The sequence below is a fragment of the Micromonospora sp. NPDC007230 genome, from assembly GCF_042869115.1.
GTDB lineage: Bacteria > Actinomycetota > Actinomycetes > Mycobacteriales > Micromonosporaceae > Micromonospora.
In genome coordinates, this window is the sequence record NZ_JBIAFE010000024.1 from 12,640 (window position 1) to 31,480 (window position 18,841).

An 18,841-nucleotide genomic window follows, 5' to 3' on the forward strand; every position below is an offset into this window, starting at 1 on the left:
CCGAGGGGCCGCCGGCCGCCGGCTTGGCAGGACCACCCCAGTCGTCCGGTGCTGGCCTCGGCGGCTGCCGACCTGGCACCGTCGACCCGGCCCACCGGCTGCGCTCGACGCGACCGGACCCGGCGCGCGGACCTACCCGGGCGTCAAGGGCGCGCAGCCGGGTGGCGCAGGCCGTCCAGGGCGATGGCCAGCACCCGGTCGCGCTGGGCCGGCTCGGGGAACTGGTACGCCGTGATTCCGCTGATCAGCCGCACCACGTCGTCGAAGCTGGCGTCCGGCCGGGCCACCCCGGCCTCCTGGGCGCGGCGCAGCAACGGCTCGCCCGCGGCGTAGATCTCGGTGCGGCAGCTGCGGAACACCTCGGAGTCGTGCACCAGTTCCTCGGCGAGAGCCCGCTTGGTGCCGACGTAGGCGACGAACCGGTTGAGCCAGGCGACCAGGGCATCCCACGGCGGGAGATCCGCCAGGTCGGCGGCGGACCGGCTGAGCGCCCCCACCTCCTCGACGTAGACCGCCTCGAACAGGTCACGCCGGTTGGGGAAGTTCCGGTAGAGCGTCCCGATTCCGACCCCGGCCCGCCGGGCGATCTCCTCCAGCGAGGCGCCCGCACCGCACTCCCCGAAGACCTCCCGCGCGGCGGCGATCAACGCGTCGTAGTTGCGCCGGGCATCCGCTCGTTTCGGGCGCCGCGCAAGGACCTCTCCCAGCTGGTCGCCGCTGGCCATGACGGGCGTCACCTCTCCTGCCTTGCAACCGGAGGCAGCCCTCCGCTAGGTTAGTGGAGGCACCCCTCCGGAACTGACCGGAGCCATGCCTCCGGATAGCTTACTCCGGCTTTCGGGCCGATCCCACCTGGCGCGATCGGCCATCCAGACACCGGACCCAGGAGGTCCCACCATGCCCGCATTCGGCTGAGCACCGGCAGTCCCGGCCGCCACCGCGGCAGATCAACCCGGCCGCGCCCGTGCGCGAGCCGTCCCCCGATCCGCGCGAGCGGCCCGCGGTCACGTCGACCGCACACCCCGGGCGAGGCGACCGTCGCCCCCGGCAGACCTTTCTTTCGTACGCGAACGGGAGTTCCCTCCGTGACCGAAACCATCCGACGCGGCTCGCGTCGGTTGACCTTCCTCGTCCTCGCGGCCGGCACCGGCTTCTTCGCGATGCTCCAGTCGCTGATCACCCCGGTGCTGCCCACCATCCAGCACGACCTGCACACCTCCCAGAACACCGTGACCTGGGTGCTGACCGCCTACCTGCTCTCCGCGTCGATCTTCACCCCGATCCTCGGCCGGGTCGGCGACATGGTCGGCAAGGAGCGAATGCTGGTCGTCTCCCTCGCCGCGCTCGCCCTCGGCTGCCTGCTGGCGGCCGTCGCGCCCAGCATCGGCGTGCTCATCGTCGCCCGGGTGGTCCAGGGCGTCGGAGGCGCGGTCTTCCCGCTGTCGTTCGGCATCATCCGCGACGAGTTCCCCGCCGCGCGGGTCGGCTCCGCCGTCGCGGCGATCTCGGCGATCGTCGCCGCCGGTGGCGGCCTCGGCGTCGTCCTGGCCGGTCCGATCGTCGCCACCCTGGGCTACCGCTGGCTGTTCTGGATCCCGCTGGTCGTCGTCGGGCTCACCGCGCTCGCCGCGCACCGGTTCGTGCCGGAATCGCCGGTCCGCACGCCCGGCCGGATCAACTGGGCGGCCACCCTGCTGCTCTCCGGCTGGCTGGTGGCGCTGCTGCTGCCGATCAGCAAGGGCGCCGCCTGGGGCTGGACCTCCGGTCGGGTGACCGGCCTGCTGATGCTCGCCGGCCTGCTCCTGGTCGCCTGGCTGGTGGCCGAGGCCCGCTCGGCGAACCCGCTGATCGACCTGCGGATGATGCGCCTGCCCGGGGTCTGGACGACCAACCTGGTCGCCCTGCTCTACGGCGCTTCGATGTTCGCCGTCTACGCCTTCCTGCCGCAGTTCGTGCAGATCCCGACCAGCGCCGGATACGGCTTCGGCGCCAGCGTCACCCAGGCCGGGCTGCTGATGCTGCCGATGCTGGTCGCCATGTTCGTCGCCGGCCTCGCCGCCGGCCGGCTGCAGGCCCGGTTCAGCGCCAAGGCGCAGTTGGCGACCGGCGCCGTGTGCAACGTGCTCGCCTCGGCGATGCTGACCGTCGCCCACGACACCCGCTGGGAGATCGGTGTGGCCGGGGGACTGGTCGGCCTGGGCATCGGGCTGGCGTTCGCCTCGATGGCCAACCTGATCGTGGCCAGCGTGCCGCCCGGGCAGACCGGGGTGGCCACCGGCATGAACGCCAACATCCGCACCATCGGCGGCGCGATCGGTGCCGCGGTGGTGAGCGGCGTGATCACCGCCCACCCGCAGGCGAGCGGGCTGCCGCGCGAGGCCGGGTTCACCCTGGGGTTCCTGGTGCTCACCGGGATCGCGCTGGCCGCCGCGATGGCCGCGCTGATCGTTCCGTCCGGCCGGCCGGCGATGCGTGAACGGCGCGCGGCGCTGTCGCCGGGGACCGCCGGGCCGGAGCTGGCCGGCGAACTCGCGACGGCAGGACGCTGATCCGACTCCGGAGCTGACAGCACCGACTCAGCCGCGCGCCGGCCACCGACCCGTGGTCAGCGCGTTCCGGCGGTGGAGATTCGCGGCGCAGCCACCGGGTCGGTGGCGGCCTCGACCGCCCGGATGTGCCGGTACGCGAACCAGAGCGGCGGGAACGCGCCGACCGCGAAGGAGAGGTCGACCAGCGTCCAGAACCACGGGATGTCCCGCACCGGACCGCAGATCAGCGCCAGCGGCACGATCCCGACGCAGGCGATCATGCCGAGCTGGACCACCCAGACGTTGCGGACCGGGTCCCGCAGCGGCCCCCAGAACGCCACCGCGAGCACCAGGTGGGCGAAGGCGAGCCAGTCGGTGCCGTACAGCATGAACGGGTAGCGGTCACCGGTCTCGACGAGGCCGGTGTGGACCCGCTCGATCCAGGCCACCAGCGCCGGGAACTGGCCGGCGAGCGGGTCCAGCACCCGGAGCAGCCACCGCACCTCGAACTCCAGCGGGAATGCGGTCACCCCGCTGAGAAACAGCCCCACCACCACGACCCACAGCCACCGGCGGATCCGCCGCAGGCGTTCCTCGACGTCCATACCGGCAGCGTAGTGACGATCTTCGTGCTGCCGGACCCTTCGCACCCGTCGTACGCGCATGACCTCGCTCACGTCCATCGCGCGCCGCCAGCCGCCGCCGTGGCCGTGGTCGCGCTCGATCGAGGAAGTAGTGGCCTACCGCGCCCCGGGAGGCCACTACTTCCTGGATCGAGCGGGATCTTGATGCGCCGGTGAATCATTGACGCCATCAGGTTCGTAGCGGGTCCGGACCCATCTGCCGCGCCGGCCGGATCGCGCCACCCACGCCGGTCGGCGTCGGGTCCTGCACCAGGAGACGGGCCGGGTCAGCCGGCGAGGGCGCAGTCGGCCGCGTGAACCAACGTCGTGGCCCGGGACCGGCGGCGCGACCGGTGTGACGCGCAGGCGGCGCACTCGTGGTCCGGGCGGGCGGACGGGCCGGCCGCGAACCGCCCGGCCCGGGGGCGCAGCCCGGCGAACCGCGTGCCGGGCAGGCGCAGCCCCGCCGGGTGGGACGCCGGGACCGGGCGCGGGCCCTCGGCCATCGGGGCGACGGGGCCGGCCGCGACCACCGGGCGGGCGACGGCCGGGCCGCTCGCCGGCCGGACGACGCGGGCGGTGGCGGCGACCCGGCGGCGCACGGCGGGCGCGGCGAGCACCAGGCTGAGCCGGCGCCGCAGCCGCCGCTCCCTGAGCCGGTCGAGGGCCACCCCGGCCGCCACGGTGGCGACGGTGGTGAGCGTGCCGGCCAGCACCAGGGTCTGCCGGGGTCCGGCGTGCTCGGCGAGCCAGCCGAGCAGGGGCGCGCCGACGGCCGCGGAGACCGAGCCGGTGACCGCCAGGGCGGCCAGCACCCGACCCCGCATGGCGTAGTCGGTGTCGAGCTGGGCGCGGGCGCCGACCGTGGTGTCGATGACCACGGCCGCCGCCGCCACCGGCAGCATCACTGCGGCGAAGCTCAGCGTGCCGGGGGCCAGCCCGGCGACGATCTGCAGGGCGCTGGCCAGCAGGCCGGCCCCCACCAGCACCCGGTAGCCGAGCTCCCGGCGGCGGGCCGCGACCAGCGCGCCGAGCACCGTACCGACCGCGAAGACGGTGGAGAGGAAGCCGTACCCGGACGCGCCGCCGCCCAGCGGACCGTCGCTCATCGCGGCCATGGTCACCTGGTAGTTGCGGCCCAGGCTGCCGAGCATGAAGGACAGCGCCAGGGCCACCAGCACCACCGGCTGCCGCAGCAGGTACCGGAAGCCGGCCCGGATGCTGCGGTCCGCCGGCGCCGCCTCGGCCTCCGACAACTCCAGCTCGGCCCGTCTTGCGCCGCGCCGCGACCTGGAGCCGTCGTCGGGCGTACCGTGCCGCTCCCCCTCGCGTACGGCGAACAGGGCCGCCACCACCGCGACGAAGCTGGCGGAGTTGATCGCGAAAAGCAGCGCGGGGCCGACGGCGGCCACCACGACGGCGCCGACGCTCATGCCCAGGATGCGGCCGGCCGAGTTGGTGAGCGAACCGAGGGCGAGCGCGTTGCCGAGGCTCTCCCGGTCCACCAGGGTCGAGCACCAACGGCCCATCACCGGGCCCTCGATCGCCGACACCGCGCCGGTGACCAGGGAGATCGCGTAGATGGCCGGCAGGCCGCCGGTGCCGGTGACGGCGACCATGGCCAGCCCGGCGGCGAGCAGCGCGTGGGCGGCCTGGGCGCCGATCAGCAGCGGCTTGGCGGGCAGCCGGTCGGCCAGCGCGCCGCCCCAGACGCTGAGCACCAGGCTGGGCAGCGCCTGCAGCAGGACGGTGAACCCCATCGAGGTGGCGGACCCGGTCTCCGCCAGCACGTACCAGTTGACGCCGAGAACCTGCATCCAGGTCCCGATGACCGACACGAACCCGGCGCCGGCCCAGATCCGGTAGTTGCGGTGGCGCAGCGCGGCGAACGTGGCGCCGAGGGCCATGAGGATTTCCCCGTCCAGTGGGTGACACGACGAAAGCCGGACCCCGCAGGTCCGGCCAGCCGCCAAGTCTGACCGCCCGCAAACCTCATTGCCGCTGTTCGTGAGGCGTTTCACGGGCCGGGCAGGAACCGGACGACCAACGTGAGCACCCCGGTCCGGGCCGGCTCGGCCCGGACCGCGGGGGTCGGCGACCGCGCCGGCTCAGCGCGCGGCGAGCGGCTGCCGGGCCGGATCCACCGGCGCGGGCAGCTCGCCCACCCCACCGAGGTACGCGTGGACGGCCGCGGCCGCGGCCCGCCCCTCGGCGATCGCCCAGACGATCAGCGAGGCGCCCCGGTGCATGTCCCCGGCGACGAAGATCCCATCGGCGTCGGTCTGCCAGTCGGAGCGGGCGTCGACCGCGCCCCGGGCGTTGCGGGTCACCCCGAGCTGGGCCAGCAACGGCTGTTCCTCGGTCCCCTCGAAGCCGATGGCCAGCAGCACCAGGTCGGCGGGCAGTTCCCGCTCGGAGCCGGGCAGCGCGGTGACGATCCGCCGGCCGTCCCGCTTCTCCACGCTCACCTCGGCGATCCGGACCGCCCTGACCTGGCCGGTGCCGTCGTCGACGAACTCCTGCACCGCCACGGCGAAGACCCGCTCGCCGCCCTCCTCGTGGGCCGGGTAGTCGCGCAGGATCCACGGCCAGGTGGGCCACGGGTCCCGGGCGGCGTCCCGGCCGGCCGGCGGCTCCGGGTAGAGGTCGAGCTGGTGGACGCCGGCCGCGCCCTGCCGATGCGCCACGCCGAGGCAGTCCGCGGCGGTGTCGCCACCGCCGATGATCACCACGTGCTTGCCGGCCGCGTCGATCGGGGTCCCGTCCGGCAGCGTGGCCAGGGCGGGCTTGCCCTCCCCGGCCGCCGCGACGACCCGATTGGCCGCCACCAGGTGCGCCATCGCCTGGTGTACGCCGCGCAGTTGCCGGCCCGGCGTCTCGGGGACGTCCCGGCCCTGCAGCGCGCCGCAGGCGAGCAGCACCGCGTCGTGCTCGGCGCGCAACTGCTCGGCGGTCACGTCGACTCCGACGTTCACCCCGGTACGGAAGCGCACCCCCTCGGCGGCGAGCTGGGCCAGCCGCCGGTCGATGTGCTGCTTCTCCAGCTTGAAGTCGGGGATGCCGTACCGGAGCAGGCCGCCGAGCGCGTCGTCCCGCTCGTACACGGTGACGGCGTGCCCGGCGCGGGCGAGCTGCTGCGCGGCGGCGAGCCCGGCGGGTCCGGAGCCGACCACGGCGACCGACTTCCCGGTCGGCGCCGACACCGGGCGGGGGCGCAGCCCGCCGCGGGCCACCGCGGCGTCGGCGATCTCCACCTCGACCTGCTTGATGGTGACCGGCAGCTGGCCGCCGAGGCCGAGCACGCACGCCGCCTCGCACGGAGCCGGGCAGAGCCGGCCGGTGAACTCGGGGAAATTGTTGGTGGCGTGCAGCGACTCCACGGCGGCGTCCCAGTTGCCGGTCCGGACCAGGTCGTTCCAGTCCGGGATGCGGTTACCGAGCGGGCAGCCGTCGTGGCAGAAGGGAATGCCGCAGTCCATGCACCGGGTGGCCTGCTCGCGGATCAGCTCCTCGCCGGCCGGCGGATACACCTCCCGCCAGTCCATGATCCGCACCGGCACCGGCCGGCGGGCGGGCATCCGCCGGTCGTAGCGCAGGAAACCGTTCGGGTCAGGCACGAGCCACCTCCTGGGCGACCGCCCGGGGGGCGGGCGGCACCGGCAGCGCCGGTTGGGCCGGCTCAGCCGGCGCCGTCAGTTCTTTCATGACCGCGTCGTCGACGTCCCGGCCGGCGGCTTCGGCGGCCCGCATGATCTCCAACACCCGGCGGTAGTCCCGGGGCACCACCGCGGTGAACTCCTCCACCGCCTCCGACCAGCGCTTGAGCAGCTCCTCCGCGACCGACGAGTCGGTCTCGGCGAAGTGCCGCTGGACGAGGTCGTGCAGCAGGTCCCGCTCCCCTTCGCGCAGCGGCGACAGGTCGACCAGCTCCGGGTTGACCAGCCGCCGGTCGAGCCGGTGCACGAAGGCGGCGCCGCCGGACATGCCGGCGGCGAAGTTGCGGCCGGTCGGGCCGAGCACCACCACCGTGCCGCCGGTCATGTACTCGCAGCCGTGGTCGCCGACGCCCTCGACGACCGCCACCGCGCCCGAGTTGCGCACCGCGAACCGCTCGCCGACCCGGCCGCGCAGGAACACCTCGCCGCCGGTGGCCCCGTACAGCAGGGTGTTGCCGGCGATGATCTGGTCCTCGGCCCGCTCCCCCGGCCCGGCCGCGGCGTCGGCGAACGGCGCCGCCGGGTCCGGTCGGACGATGATCCGCCCGCCGGAGAGGCCCTTGCCGACGTAGTCGTTGGCGTCGCCGTGCAGGCGCAGGGTGACCCCGTGCGGCAGGAACGCGCCGAACGACTGGCCGGCGGTGCCGTGCAGCAGGAACTCGATGGTGTCGGTGGGCAGGCCGGCGCCGCCGAACCGGCGGGTGACCTCGCCGCCGAGCATCGCGCCGACGCTGCGGTGCTCGTTGCGAATCGCCAGCTCGGCCCGGACCGGCGTGACCGGTGCGGCGCCTTGCGCCTCGGCGCCGGCCGCCCGGGACCCCGCATCCCGCAGGGCCGGCGCGGCCAGGGCGATGAGCTGGTTGTCCAGGGCCAGTTCCAGGCCGTGGTCCTGGGCCCGGATGCCGCGCCGGGCCGCGCCCTCGGGCAGCTCGGGCAGGTGCAGGACCCGGCTGAGGTCGAGGCCGTGGCCCTTCCAGTGGTCGACAGCCGGGGTGACGTCGAGCAGCTCGGTGTGCCCGATCGCCTCGTCGATGCTGCGGAAGCCCAGCTCGGCCAGGTATCCGCGGACCTCCTCGGCGAGGAAGAGGAAGAAGTTCTCCACGAACTCCGGCTTGCCGGTGAAGCGCTCGCGCAGCACCGGGTTCTGGGTGGCGATGCCGACGGGGCAGGTGTCCAGATGGCAGACCCGCATCATCACGCAGCCCTCGACGATCAGCGGGGCGGTGGCGAAGCCGAACTCCTCCGCGCCGAGCAGCGCGGCGATCAGCACGTCCCGGCCGGTCTTGAGCTGGCCGTCGACCTGCACGGTGACCCGGTCGCGGAGCTTGTTGAGCAGCAGCGTCTGCTGCGCCTCGGCCAGCCCCAGCTCCCACGGGGTGCCGGCGTGCTTGAGCGAGTTGAGCGGGGACGCGCCGGTACCGCCGTCATGGCCGGAGATCAGGATGACGTCGGCCTTGAGCTTGGCGACGCCGGCCGCCACCGTGCCCACCCCGACCTCGCTGACCAGCTTGACGTGCACCCGGGCGCGCGGGTTGACGGACTTGAGGTCGTGGACGAGCTGGGCCAGGTCCTCGATGGAGTAGATGTCGTGGTGCGGCGGCGGGGAGATCAGGCCGACGCCCGGCGTGGCGTGCCGGGTACGCGCGATCCACGGCCAGACCTTGTTGCCGGGAAGCTGGCCACCCTCGCCGGGCTTCGCCCCCTGGGCCATCTTGATCTGGAGGTCGTCGGCGTTGACCAGGTATTCGCTGGTCACGCCGAAGCGGCCGCTGGCGATCTGCTTGACCGCCGAGCGGCGCTCGGGGTCGTGCAGCCGGACGACGTCCTCGCCGCCCTCGCCGGTGTTGGACTTGCCGCCGAGCCGGTTCATCGCGATGGCCAGGGTCTCGTGCGCCTCGGCCGAGATCGACCCGTACGACATGGCGCCGGTGGCGAACCGCTTGACGATCTCGCGGGCCGGCTCCACCTCGTCCACGGGCACCGCCGGGCGTACGCCGGTGCGCAGGGTGAACAGGCCGCGCAGCGAGCCGGCCTGCGCGGCCAACTCGTCGACCTTGGCGGTGTACCGGCGGAAGATGTCGTACTGGCGGCTGCGGGTGGCGTGCTGGAGCAGGAAGACCGTCTCCGGGTTGAACAGGTGCAGCTCGCCCTCGCGGCGCCACTGGTACTCGCCGCCGACCTCCAGCCGGTCGGACGGCTGGGCCCCGGCGGCCGGCCAGGCCAGGGCGTGCCGGGCGGCCACCTCGGCGTGGATCTCGTGCAGCCCGATCCCGCTGATCGTGCTCGGGGTGCCCCGGAAGTAGCGCTCGACCAGGCGGGTGTCCAGGCCGACGGCCTCGAACACCTGGGCGCCGCAGTACGACGACACCGTCGAGATGCCCATCTTGGACATGATCTTCAGGACGCCCTTGCCGAGCGCCTTCACGTAGTTGCGGACCGCCTTCGCCGGGTCGACGCCGACCAGCGCGCCCGTGGAGATCATGTCCTCCACCGATTCGAAGGCCAGGTACGGGTTGACCGCCGCCGCGCCGTAGCCGATCAGCACCGCCGCGTGGTGCACCTCGCGGCAGTCGCCCGACTCCACGACCAGCGCCACCTGGGTACGCGTCTGCTCGCGGACCAGGTGCTGGTGCACCGCCGCGGTGAGCAGCAGCGACGGGATCGGGGCCAGGTCGGCGTTGGAGTCCCGGTCGGAGAGCACCAGGATCCGGACCCCGTCCTCGATCGCCTCGGAGACGTGCCGGCAGATCTCGGTCAGCCGGGCCTTGATGCCGGCCCCGCCGTCCCGGACCCGGTAGAGCCCGGAGACCCGGACCGCCTTGAACCCGGGCAGGTCGCCGTCCTCGTCGATGGAGAGGATCTTGGCCAGCTCGTCGTTGTCGATCACCGGGTACGGCAGCACGATCTGCCGGCAGCTCGCCGGGCCCGGGTCGAGCAGGTTGCCCTCCGGCCCGATGGTGGACGCCAGGCTGGTCACCAACTCCTCCCGGATGGCGTCCAGCGGCGGGTTGGTGACCTGGGCGAAGAGCTGGTGGAAGTAGTCGTAGAGCAGCCGCGGCCGGGTGGACAGCGGCGAGATCGGGGTGTCCGTGCCCATCGAGCCGATCGGCTCCGCACCGCTGCGGGCCATCGGGGCGAGCAGGATCTTCAGCTCCTCCTCGGTGTAGCCGAAGGTCTGCTGCCGGCGGCGCACGGAGTCGTGGGTGTAGACGATGTGCTCGCGCGGCGGCAGTTCGTCCAGCTCGATCAGGCCGGCGTGCAGCCACTCGTCGTACGGCCGGGCGGCGGCCAGCTCGGTCTTGATCTCGTCGTCCTGGACGATCCGGCCGTTGACCGTGTCGACCAGGAACATCTTCCCCGGCTGGAGGCGGCCCTTGGCGACCACGGTGGCCTGGTCGAGGTCGAGCACGCCCGCCTCGCTGCCCAGCACGACCAGCCCGTCGGCGGTGCGCCACCAGCGGCCGGGGCGCAGCCCGTTGCGGTCCAGCACCGCGCCAACGATCTCGCCGTCGGTGAAGGCGACCGAGGCCGGACCGTCCCACGGCTCCATCAGGCTGGCGTGGAACCGGTAGAAGGCGCGCTTGTCGGCGCGCATGTCCGGGTCGTTCTCCCACGCCTCCGGGATCATCATCAGCACCGCGTGCGGCAGGCTCCGCCCGGCCAGGTGCAGCAGCTCGAGCACCTCGTCGAAGTTGGCCGAGTCGGAGGCGCCGGGGGTGCAGACCGGGAAGACCCGGCGGATGTTGCCGGGGATGTCGGCGGTGCGCAGCAGCGCCTCCCGTGCCTGCATCCAGTTCCGGTTGCCGCGGATCGTGTTGATCTCGCCGTTGTGCGCGATGAACCGGTACGGGTGGGCCAACGGCCAGGACGGGAAGGTGTTGGTGGAGAACCGCGAGTGCACCAGCGCGATCGCGCTGACCACCCGCTCGTCGGTCAGCTCCGGGTAGAACGCGGGCAACTGGTCGGGGGTGAGCATGCCCTTCCAGACCATGGTCCGCCCGGACAGCGACGGGAAGTATGCCGGCACGCCCCGCTCGGCGCTCTCCCGCTCGGCCTGCTTGCGTACGCAGAACGCCACCCGGTCCAGGTCGAGCCCGGTCAGCGGGGAACCGGCCGGGCCGGCGGGCGAGTCGGTGAGCCGGTGCGCGGCGAGGAAGACCTGCCGGACCCGGGGCATCGCGGCGAGGGCCGTCTCGCCGAGGCCGCTCGGGTCGGTGGGGACGTCCCGCCAGCCGAGGATGACGGCCCCCTCGACCAGGGCGTACTTCTCCACCACCTGGCGCGCCCGGGCCTCGGCCGCGTCGTCGTCGGGGAGGAATACCAGGCCGGTGGCGTACTGACCGGCGGGCGGCAGCGGGAAGTCGACGACCGCGCGCAGGAACGCGTCCGGCACCTGGATCATGACCCCGGCGCCGTCGCCGGTGTTGGGCTCCGCGCCCCGGGCGCCCCGGTGGTCCAGCCGGCAGAGCGCCCCGAGACCGTTCGCGACGACCTCGTGCGACCGGCGTCCGTGCAGGTCGGCCACGAAGGCCACGCCGCACGCGTCGTGCTCGTGCGCGGGGTCGTAGAGCCCCGTCGCGCGGGGGGCCGGCTGCGGGCTGAGAGGGTACGGAAAGGCCACCGGGCCTCCTGTCGTCACTCAGGTTGGATCATGGTCGGGACGACGTCGGCCCTACGTGGGTTTTATTGAGTCTACGTTAGGGCTTCCGGCGCAAGGCCAGTTCAGATTGATCACACCTTCCACAACGTGGGACATGTAGTCTCGCGCGGTGGATGTCGTACGCACTGACGTGCTCGACCGGTTGGAGCGGTTCTACGACGCGGTGCCCCGCGACGGGGCGCGTACCGAGGAATTCGGCGCACTGGTGCTCTTCGTCCGGGACGGCGCCGGGTGGCCGTTCTACGCCCGCCCGCGGCTCGACGCCACCGCACCGCCCTCGCTCGCCGACGTGACCGCCGTCCGGGCCCGGCAACGGGAGCTGGGCCTGCCGGAGGCGTTCGAGTGGGTGCACGAGATCACCCCGGATCTGCTCGCCGTCGCCCGCTCGGCGGGGCTGACCGTGCTGGAGGCACCGTTGATGGTGCTCGACCCGGCGCGCCTGCCCGACCCGGCCGCGCTCAGCGACGTACCGGTGCGGGTCCTCGACCCGGCGGACCCGGGCTTCGCGGCGGACGTGGCGGTGCGGCGGGCCGTCGCCGCGGTCGGCTTCGCCAACGGCGGCACCGCACGCGGCGACGCCGGCCCGGCCGAGCGGGACGCCGCGGTGTCCCGGCTGGACGTGGCCACGCTGGAGGAGGACGGCACCCGGATCGCCGACGGCCGGCGGATCTCGGTGCTCGCCGAGACCGCCGAGCAGGGGGCGCTGGCCAGCGGCATGGCCATGCGGGTCGGCGACGTGGCGGAGATCGCCGGGGTGGCTTCCCTGCCGGCGGCCCGCCGGCGCGGCCTCGGTGCGGCGGTGACCGCGGCGCTCGCCCACGAGCTGCGCGCCGCCGGCACCGACCTGATCTTCCTGTCCGCCGGCAGCGAGGACATCGCCCGGGTCTACCTGCGGGTCGGCTTCCGCCGCATCGGCACTGCCTGCATCGCCGAGCCGGCCGCCCTCATCGGCTGACCCCGCCCGTCCCCGGGCGGGTCAGGTCGGTGGGTGCCAGGCGGCGGCCGCGGCGGCGGCCGTGTTGCGCAGCCGGGGGCTGATCGTGCCGAGGGCCGCGTCGCGGGCGCGCAGCGCCAGGCGACCCCGGGTCTGCAGGACCGCCGACATCCGGCGGGTCTGCCGGACCATGGTCGCCGCGCGGGGCCGGCGCAGCCGGTCGTACGCGGCCACCGCGTCGGGCAGCCGGGACTCGCGCAGCAGCACGGAGAGGGTGGCCGCGTCCTCGAAGGCGAGGCAGGCGCCCTGCCCGAGGTGCGGGGGCATGGCGTGCGCGGCGTCGCCGAGCAGTACCACCCCGCCCGGCCCGGCCGGGAAGCCGTACGCCCTGGGCAGCGGTCGCAGCTCGCGGATCTCCTGCTGCACCAGGTCGGCCGGCTCGGTGGCGTCGAGCAGCTCGGCGATCGGCGCGGGCCAGCCCGCGTACCAGCGCTTGAGCAGGGCGAGCTGGGTCTGGGCGGGCTCCGGGCGGGGCGCGCCGGCGGCGGTGGCCACCCAGTAGATGCCGCCCCGGCGGGAGGCGCCCGCGGCGCCCCGGTCGCCGAGCGAGGCGGCCACGAAGCGGTAACCCGCGCCCAGCGTCTCCCCGGGCACCGGCTGGTCGTCGGGCAGCTTCGGGGCCCGGTACCACGGGATCACCGCCCGCCACGCGGCGCAGCCGGAGCTCACCACCGCCGACTCCGGGGCGAGTTGCCGGCGGATCTCGCTGTCGGTGCCGTCGGCGGCCACCACCAGGTCCGCGGTCACGGTCTGCCGGCCGTCGCCGACCGCCGGGCGCTCCCCGGAGACCGCCCGCACGGTCCGCACGGTCACCCCGGTCCGCAGCTCCACCTGCTCACCGAGGCCGGCGATGAGCGCGTCGTGCAGGTCCTCCCGGTGCACCACGACCGGCATCCGCTCGGCCGGGGTGGGGCGGGGCTGTACCAGCCACTGCCCGTCGGGGCGGCGTATCCCGCCGTCGGGCAGCGGGGTGGCGATGGCGTCCAGCCCGGCGCCGAGCCCGAGGGCGCGCAGCGCGCGTACCCCGTTGGGCCAGAGCACGACGGCGGTCGGCTCCGGGCGGACCCGGTCGGACCGTTCGAGGAGGGTGACCTGCCACCCGGAGCGGGCCAGCACGCCGGCCACCGCCAGCCCGCCGAGGCCGCCGCCGACCACCACCGCGGTACGCATGACTCCCCCGCTCAGCTGTCCCGGTCGGCGGGGCTGGCGGCGGTGGCGTCGGCCCGGTCCGCGGTGCCGCCGGCCGCCGGCCGCTCCCCGGCGGCGTCGGCGGACCCGGCTACGGTCGACTCGACGGTCTGGTCGGCCGCGTGCCCGGACTCCGTGCCGGCCGCCGGTTCCGCGGCCGGCTCCTCCTCCGGTACGACGCCGGTCTCCCGGTACGCGCGGAACTGCTCCTCGCTGACCACCCGGTAGCCCTCCGGGGCGACCGGCTGCGGCCCGGCCTCCTGGGCGGAGAGGTCGACCTGCGACACGTCGCCGCCCGCGGGTGGCACCGGGGCGGCGGGGACACCGACCGGGATCAGGTACTCGCGGGGCCCGCGGACGCGCACGAAGTAGACCAGCGCGCCGAGGAAGACCAGCGCCGCGGTCCAGACGTTGAGCCGCAGGCCGAGGATGTGGTTGGCCTCGTCGGTGCGCATCAGCTCGATCCAGAACCGGCCGGCCGTGTAGCCCATCACGTAGAGCGCGAAGGCCCGGCCCCGGCCGAACCGCAGCTTCCGGTCGAGGAGGAAGACCAGAGCGGCGACGCCGATGTTCCAGAGCGCCTCGTACAGGAAGGTCGGCTGGTAGAGCCCCGGCAGCAGGACCGGGTTGCCCGCGTCGTCGCGCAGCGCGTGCCCGGGGTGGTCCGGGTCCATCACGTGGACCTCCAGCCCCCAGGGCAGGCTGGTCCGGCCGCCGTAGAGCTCGTTGTTGAACCAGTTGCCGAGGCGGCCGACGGCCTGGGCCAGCGGCAGGCCCGGCGCCAGCGCGTCGGCCACCACCGCGAACGGGATGCCGAGCTGCCGGGCCGCGATCCAGGCACCGAGCGCGCCGCCGGCGACGGCGCCCCAGATACCGAGGCCGCCCTCCCAGATGGCGAACGCCTTGAGCGGCTCGCCGCCGGCGCCGAAGTACTTCTCGGGCGAGGTGATCACGTGGTAGATCCGGGCGCCGATGATGCCGGTCGGCACCGCCCAGACGGCGATGTCGAGCACGGCGCCGGGGGCGACGCCGCGCCGGCGCAGCCGGTACTCGGTCACCACGCAGGCCACCACGATGCCGACAATGATGCAGAGCGCGTAGGCCCGGACCGGAAAGGGTCCGAGCTGCCAGACGGCGGTGCTGGGGCTGGGCAGGGCCGCCAGTGGGGTCATCGGGGCGAGGGTCACGGGTGAACACGGTACCGCTGCGGACCGCACTCCCGGCACCCCGGTTCGCCGGCTTGACGCCTCGGATGACTTGTGCTTTGCCCGGCCGTAGGCTCTTTGTCCATGAGCTCGCTCACCTGGGCGGTCGCCGCGGTCGTCACCGACCAGGCCGGACAGGTGCTGCTCTGTCGCCGGTCCGGGCCCGGCCGGCGGTGGGCGCTGCCCGGCGGCCGGCCGCGCCGCGACGAGAGCCCGCTCACCGCCGCGGTGCGCGAGATCCGCGCGGAGACCGGCTGGGCGGTCGACCTGGTCGACCTGGTGGGCCTCTACCGGCTCGGCGAGCCCGGCGTGCCCCGGCCGCCGGCCGGCCGCTCCGGCGCCCTGCCGGACGTCCTGGTGCACGTGTTCCGTGCCCGGCTGAGGGGGGACGCCCCGGCCGCCACCCCGGTCGGCGGCTGTGACCTGCGCTGGTACCCGCCCGAGGGACTTCCCGAGGCGCTGACCCCGACCACCCGGGCCGCGGTGGCCGACGCCCTGGCGGGCCGGTCGGGGGTGCTGCGGGAGCCGCGACCAGACCCGGTCCCGCCCGGGCCCCGAGGTGAACCGCGCAGCGCGCCGGTCGACGGCGAGAACGCCCTCCCGCGCTGACGGGCCCGGCACGCTCCACGGCGCGGCGCAGTGCCAGCCGGGACCTGCCATGGCCACTCGTGGCGCATGACACAGTGTGACGATTCTGTCACTCGGACGGCGGCCGGGCGGCCGGGCGACTCAGCGGGCCGGGTTGCGGACGCCCTCGGCGAGTTCGGCGCTCAGCGCCCGCAGCGCGGCCAGCCCGGTGGCCTGGTCCGGGGTGTCGAGCAGGCAGCGGATCAGCGCGCTGCCGACGATGACGCCGTCGGCGTACCCGGCGACGGTGCCGGCCTGCGCGCCGGTCCCCACGCCCAGCCCGACACCGACCGGCAGATCGGTGACCTCGCGCAGCCGGGAGACCAGGATCGGCGCCGCCTCGGAGGTCTGCGACCGGGCACCGGTGACGCCCATCAGCGCGGTGGCGTAGACGAAGCCGCGGCAGTGCTCGGCGGTCATCCGCAACCGCGCGTCGGTGGACGACGGGGAGACCAGGAACGTCCGGTCCAGGCCGTACGCGTCGGAGGCGGCCAGCCACTCGCCGGCCTCCTCGGGGATGAGGTCCGGCGTGATCAGGCCGGTGCCGCCGGCGGCGGCCAGGTCCCGGGCGAACGCGTCGACACCGTACTGCTCGATCGGGTTCCAGTAGGTCATGATGACCACCTGCGCGCCGGTCGCCGCGACGGCCTCGACGATCCGCAGGGTGTCGGCGATCCGCACCCCGCCGGCGAGGGCCAGGTCGCTGGCTCGCTGGATGACCGGGCCGTCCATCACCGGGTCGGAGTACGGGATCTCCACCTCGATGACGTCAACGCCCGCCTCGACCATGGTCTTCATCGCGGCGATGCTGCCGTCGACGGTCGGGAACCCGGCCGGCATGCAGCCGACCAGCACAGCCCGCCCGTCGGCGCGGGCCTTGTCGAAGGCGACCCCGATGCGGCTCACGCCACCGCCTCGCTTCGCTCCGCGGCGGCGCGAGCCGCCGCGCTGCTGAGCTGAATGGTTCGCTCGCTCCGCTCGCTCACGCTGTCTCCCTGTCGAGGATGCCGAAGTACTGGCCGGCGGTGTGCACGTCCTTGTCGCCCCGGCCGGAGAGGTTGACGATGATGACCGGCTCCCGGCCGAGCTCGGCGGCGAGCTGCGGGGCGATCTTCAGGGCGCCGGCCAGCGCGTGCGAGCTCTCGATCGCCGGGATGATCCCCTCGGTGCGGCAGAGCAGCTCGAACGCGGCCATCGCCTCGTCGTCGTCGACCGGCAGGTAGGTCGCCCGGCCCTGGTCGTGCAGCCAGGCGTGCTCCGGCCCGACGCCCGGGTAGTCCAGGCCGGCCGAGATCGAGTGCGACTCGATCGTCTGCCCGTCGGCGTCCTGCAGCACGTACGTCCGGGTGCCGTGCAGCACCCCGGAGGAGCCGCCGGTGATGCTGGCCGCGTGCCGGCCGGTCGCCACGCCCTCGCCGCCGGCCTCGAAGCCGTACAACCGCACCCCGCTGTCGGGCACGAAGGCGTGGAAGATGCCGAGCGCGTTGGAGCCGCCGCCGACGCAGGCGGCGACCGCGTCCGGCAGCGCGCCGGTCAGGTCGAGGCACTGCTGGCGGGCCTCCTCGCCGATGCCGCGCACGAAGTCCCGGACCATCTCCGGGAACGGGTGCGGGCCGGCGGCGGTACCGATCAGGTAGTGGGTGGTGTCGACGTTGGCGACCCAGTCCCGCATCGCCTCGTTCATCGCGTCCTTCAGCGTCCGCGAGCCGGTGGTGACCGGCACGACGGTGGCCCCGAGCATCCGCATCCGGGCCACGTTGAGCGCTTGGCGCTGGGTGTCGACCTCGCCCATGTAGACCACGCACTCCAGGTCGAACAGCGCGGCGGCGGTGGCGGTGGCCACGCCGTGCTGCCCGGCGCCGGTCTCGGCGATCACCCGGGCCTTGCCCATCCGCTTGGTGAGCAGCGCCTGGCCGAGCACGTTGCGCACCTTGTGCGCGCCCGTGTGGTTGAGGTCCTCCCGCTTGAGCAGGATCCGCGCCCCGGCCCGGGCGGAGAGCCGGGTGGCCGGGTAGAGCAGCGACGGGGTGCCCGCGTAGCCGCGCAGCAGGCCGTCGAACTCGGCCCGGAAGGTCTCGTCGGTCATCGCCTTCCGGTACGCCGCGTCCAGCTCGTCGAGCGCCGCGACCAGCGCCTCCGGGACGAACCGGCCGCCGAACCGGCCGAAGTGACCGGCGGCGTCGGGAACCTGGGCGGCCGGGGCTGCCGGGTCGGCGCTCATCGGCGTGTCCTCTCGCTGCGTCTCGGGTGCCCGGCGGATCAGCGCACCGGGCGGGGCGTGGCCGGGTGGTTGCCGGCGTTGACCAGCTCGGCCACCGCCTCGCGGGGGCTCTTCTGGGTGACCAGGCCCTCGCCGACCAGCACCGCGTCGGCGCCCGCCGAGGCGTACCGGATGAGGTCGTGCGGGCCGCGTACGCCGGACTCGGCGATCTTGACGACGCTGCTCGGCAGGCCGGGCGCGATCCGCTCGAAGACCGAACGGTCGACCTCCAGGGTACGCAGGTCACGGGCGTTGACCCCGATCACCTGCGCGCCGGCCTCCAGGGCCCGGTCGGCCTCCTCCTCGTTGTGCACCTCGACCAGCGCGCACATGCCGAGCGACTCGATCCGCTCGAGCAGCCCGACGAGGGCGTTCTGCTCCAGCGCGGCGACGATCAGCAGCACCAGGTCGGCGCCGTGCGCGCGTGCCTCGTGCACCTGGTAGCTGGAGACCACGAAGTCCTTGCGGAGCACCGGGATGTTCACCGCGGCCCGCACGGCGGCCAGGTCGTCCAGCGACCCGCCGAACCAGCGGCCCTCGGTGAGGACGCTGATCGCCCGGGCGCCGCCGGCCGCGTAGTCGCCGGCCAGGTCGGCGGGGTCGGCGATCTCCGCCAGCCGCCCCTTGGACGGCGAGGAACGCTTCACCTCGGCAATGACGGCCACGCCGGGCCGGCGCAGGGCCGCGTACGCGTCCAGCGGCGGCGGCGCGGCGGCGGCCAGCTCGCGGATCCGCTCCAGCGGAACCTGCTCCTGTCGCCGCGCCACGTCCTCGCGGACGCCGGCCAGGATCTCGTCGAGCACGTTTGCGGACGCCGCCGGACCGGCCTCGTCCCCCTCCGCGTGCGCATGCTCAGCAGTCACCAACGGACTCCCCTCTCCGGGTGTCATGGGCCGATGCTAGGGGGCGCCACCTGGCGACAAGTCCCGGGGGGTATGGCGCTCCTCACGAAATGGGCTGTGGCATGATGGCCGACTTCCGGTGAACGCGATGTCACGCAGCGCCACCCCACGACGTTCCTCGATGCTGTGACCAAGCTC

13 protein-coding genes are annotated in these 18,841 nt (G+C 74.4%); 3 read left to right on the plus strand and 10 right to left on the minus strand.

Annotated elements, in window-relative coordinates; genetic code table 11:
* Positions 1–143: 143 nt before the first annotated feature.
* The gene (locus ACFYML_RS27870) at positions 144–737 is read right to left on the minus strand and encodes a helix-turn-helix domain-containing protein (protein ID WP_357435266.1); all 594 of its coding nucleotides are present in this window, start codon (positions 735–737) and stop codon (positions 144–146) included.
* A gap of 348 nt (positions 738–1,085) precedes the next feature.
* Between ACFYML_RS27870 and ACFYML_RS27875 the strand changes: the two genes are divergently transcribed.
* Positions 1,086–2,549 (plus strand): MFS transporter, encoded by a 1,464-nt coding sequence (locus ACFYML_RS27875; RefSeq protein ID WP_387423449.1) that lies wholly within the window; start codon positions 1,086–1,088, stop codon positions 2,547–2,549.
* A gap of 56 nt (positions 2,550–2,605) precedes the next feature.
* Here the strand turns inward: ACFYML_RS27875 and ACFYML_RS27880 are convergent, their stop codons facing one another.
* The 4 genes from ACFYML_RS27880 to gltB form a co-directional block, all read right to left on the minus strand.
* The gene (locus ACFYML_RS27880; RefSeq protein ID WP_387423450.1) at positions 2,606–3,133 is read right to left on the minus strand and encodes a hypothetical protein; all 528 of its coding nucleotides are present in this window, start codon (positions 3,131–3,133) and stop codon (positions 2,606–2,608) included.
* 305 nt (positions 3,134–3,438) lie between these two features.
* On the minus strand, positions 3,439–5,058 hold the full coding sequence (locus tag ACFYML_RS27885; protein WP_387423451.1) for an MFS transporter: 1,620 nt from the start codon (positions 5,056–5,058) through the stop codon (positions 3,439–3,441).
* 201 nt (positions 5,059–5,259) lie between these two features.
* The gene (locus ACFYML_RS27890; RefSeq protein WP_387423452.1) at positions 5,260–6,768 is read right to left on the minus strand and encodes a glutamate synthase subunit beta; all 1,509 of its coding nucleotides are present in this window, start codon (positions 6,766–6,768) and stop codon (positions 5,260–5,262) included.
* Positions 6,761–11,488 (minus strand): glutamate synthase large subunit, encoded by a 4,728-nt coding sequence (gltB, locus tag ACFYML_RS27895; protein ID WP_387423453.1) that lies wholly within the window; start codon positions 11,486–11,488, stop codon positions 6,761–6,763. The genes ACFYML_RS27890 and gltB overlap by 8 nt, the downstream gene beginning before the upstream one ends.
* A gap of 148 nt (positions 11,489–11,636) precedes the next feature.
* Here gltB and ACFYML_RS27900 point away from each other — a divergent pair, with 148 nt between their 5' ends.
* Positions 11,637–12,482, plus strand: coding sequence for a GNAT family N-acetyltransferase (locus ACFYML_RS27900; protein WP_387423454.1), 846 nt, complete (start codon positions 11,637–11,639; stop codon positions 12,480–12,482).
* Between the two features lie 21 nt (positions 12,483–12,503).
* Here the strand turns inward: ACFYML_RS27900 and ACFYML_RS27905 are convergent, their stop codons facing one another.
* Together ACFYML_RS27905 and lgt are read right to left on the minus strand one after the other, a co-directional pair.
* Complete coding sequence (locus tag ACFYML_RS27905) at positions 12,504–13,691, minus strand: FAD-dependent oxidoreductase (protein WP_387423455.1); 1,188 nt, start codon at positions 13,689–13,691, stop codon at positions 12,504–12,506.
* A gap of 11 nt (positions 13,692–13,702) precedes the next feature.
* On the minus strand, positions 13,703–14,896 hold the full coding sequence (gene lgt / locus ACFYML_RS27910; RefSeq protein ID WP_387423456.1) for a prolipoprotein diacylglyceryl transferase: 1,194 nt from the start codon (positions 14,894–14,896) through the stop codon (positions 13,703–13,705).
* A 102-nt stretch (positions 14,897–14,998) separates the two neighbouring features.
* Between lgt and ACFYML_RS27915 the strand changes: the two genes are divergently transcribed.
* The gene (locus ACFYML_RS27915) at positions 14,999–15,523 is read left to right on the plus strand and encodes an NUDIX hydrolase (protein WP_387423457.1); all 525 of its coding nucleotides are present in this window, start codon (positions 14,999–15,001) and stop codon (positions 15,521–15,523) included.
* 120 nt (positions 15,524–15,643) lie between these two features.
* Here the strand turns inward: ACFYML_RS27915 and trpA are convergent, their stop codons facing one another.
* The 3 genes from trpA to trpC all read right to left on the minus strand — a co-directional run bounded on the left by trpA (position 15,644) and on the right by trpC (position 18,604).
* A complete protein-coding gene (gene trpA / locus ACFYML_RS27920; protein WP_387423458.1) occupies positions 15,644–16,447 on the minus strand; it encodes a tryptophan synthase subunit alpha in 804 nt (267 codons plus the stop codon).
* A 76-nt stretch (positions 16,448–16,523) separates the two neighbouring features.
* Positions 16,524–17,762 (minus strand): tryptophan synthase subunit beta, encoded by a 1,239-nt coding sequence (gene trpB, locus ACFYML_RS27925; protein ID WP_387423459.1) that lies wholly within the window; start codon positions 17,760–17,762, stop codon positions 16,524–16,526.
* Positions 17,763–17,800: 38 nt separating this feature from the next.
* Entirely contained in the window at positions 17,801–18,604 is an 804-nt protein-coding gene (trpC, locus tag ACFYML_RS27930; protein ID WP_357435327.1) for an indole-3-glycerol phosphate synthase TrpC, read from the minus strand.
* Positions 18,605–18,841: the final 237 nt, after the last annotated feature.

Coding starts and splice junctions, on each gene's coding strand:
- ACFYML_RS27905 (WP_387423455.1), bottom strand. CDS start 13,691: ATGCGTACCGCGGTGGTGGTCGGCGGCGGCCTCGGCGGGCTGGCGGTG.
- ACFYML_RS27880 (WP_387423450.1), bottom strand. CDS start 3,133: ATGGACGTCGAGGAACGCCTGCGGCGGATCCGCCGGTGGCTGTGGGTC.
- ACFYML_RS27915 (WP_387423457.1), top strand. CDS start 14,999: ATGAGCTCGCTCACCTGGGCGGTCGCCGCGGTCGTCACCGACCAGGCC.
- ACFYML_RS27885 (WP_387423451.1), bottom strand. CDS start 5,058: ATGGCCCTCGGCGCCACGTTCGCCGCGCTGCGCCACCGCAACTACCGG.
- trpB (WP_387423459.1), bottom strand. CDS start 17,762: ATGAGCGCCGACCCGGCAGCCCCGGCCGCCCAGGTTCCCGACGCCGCC.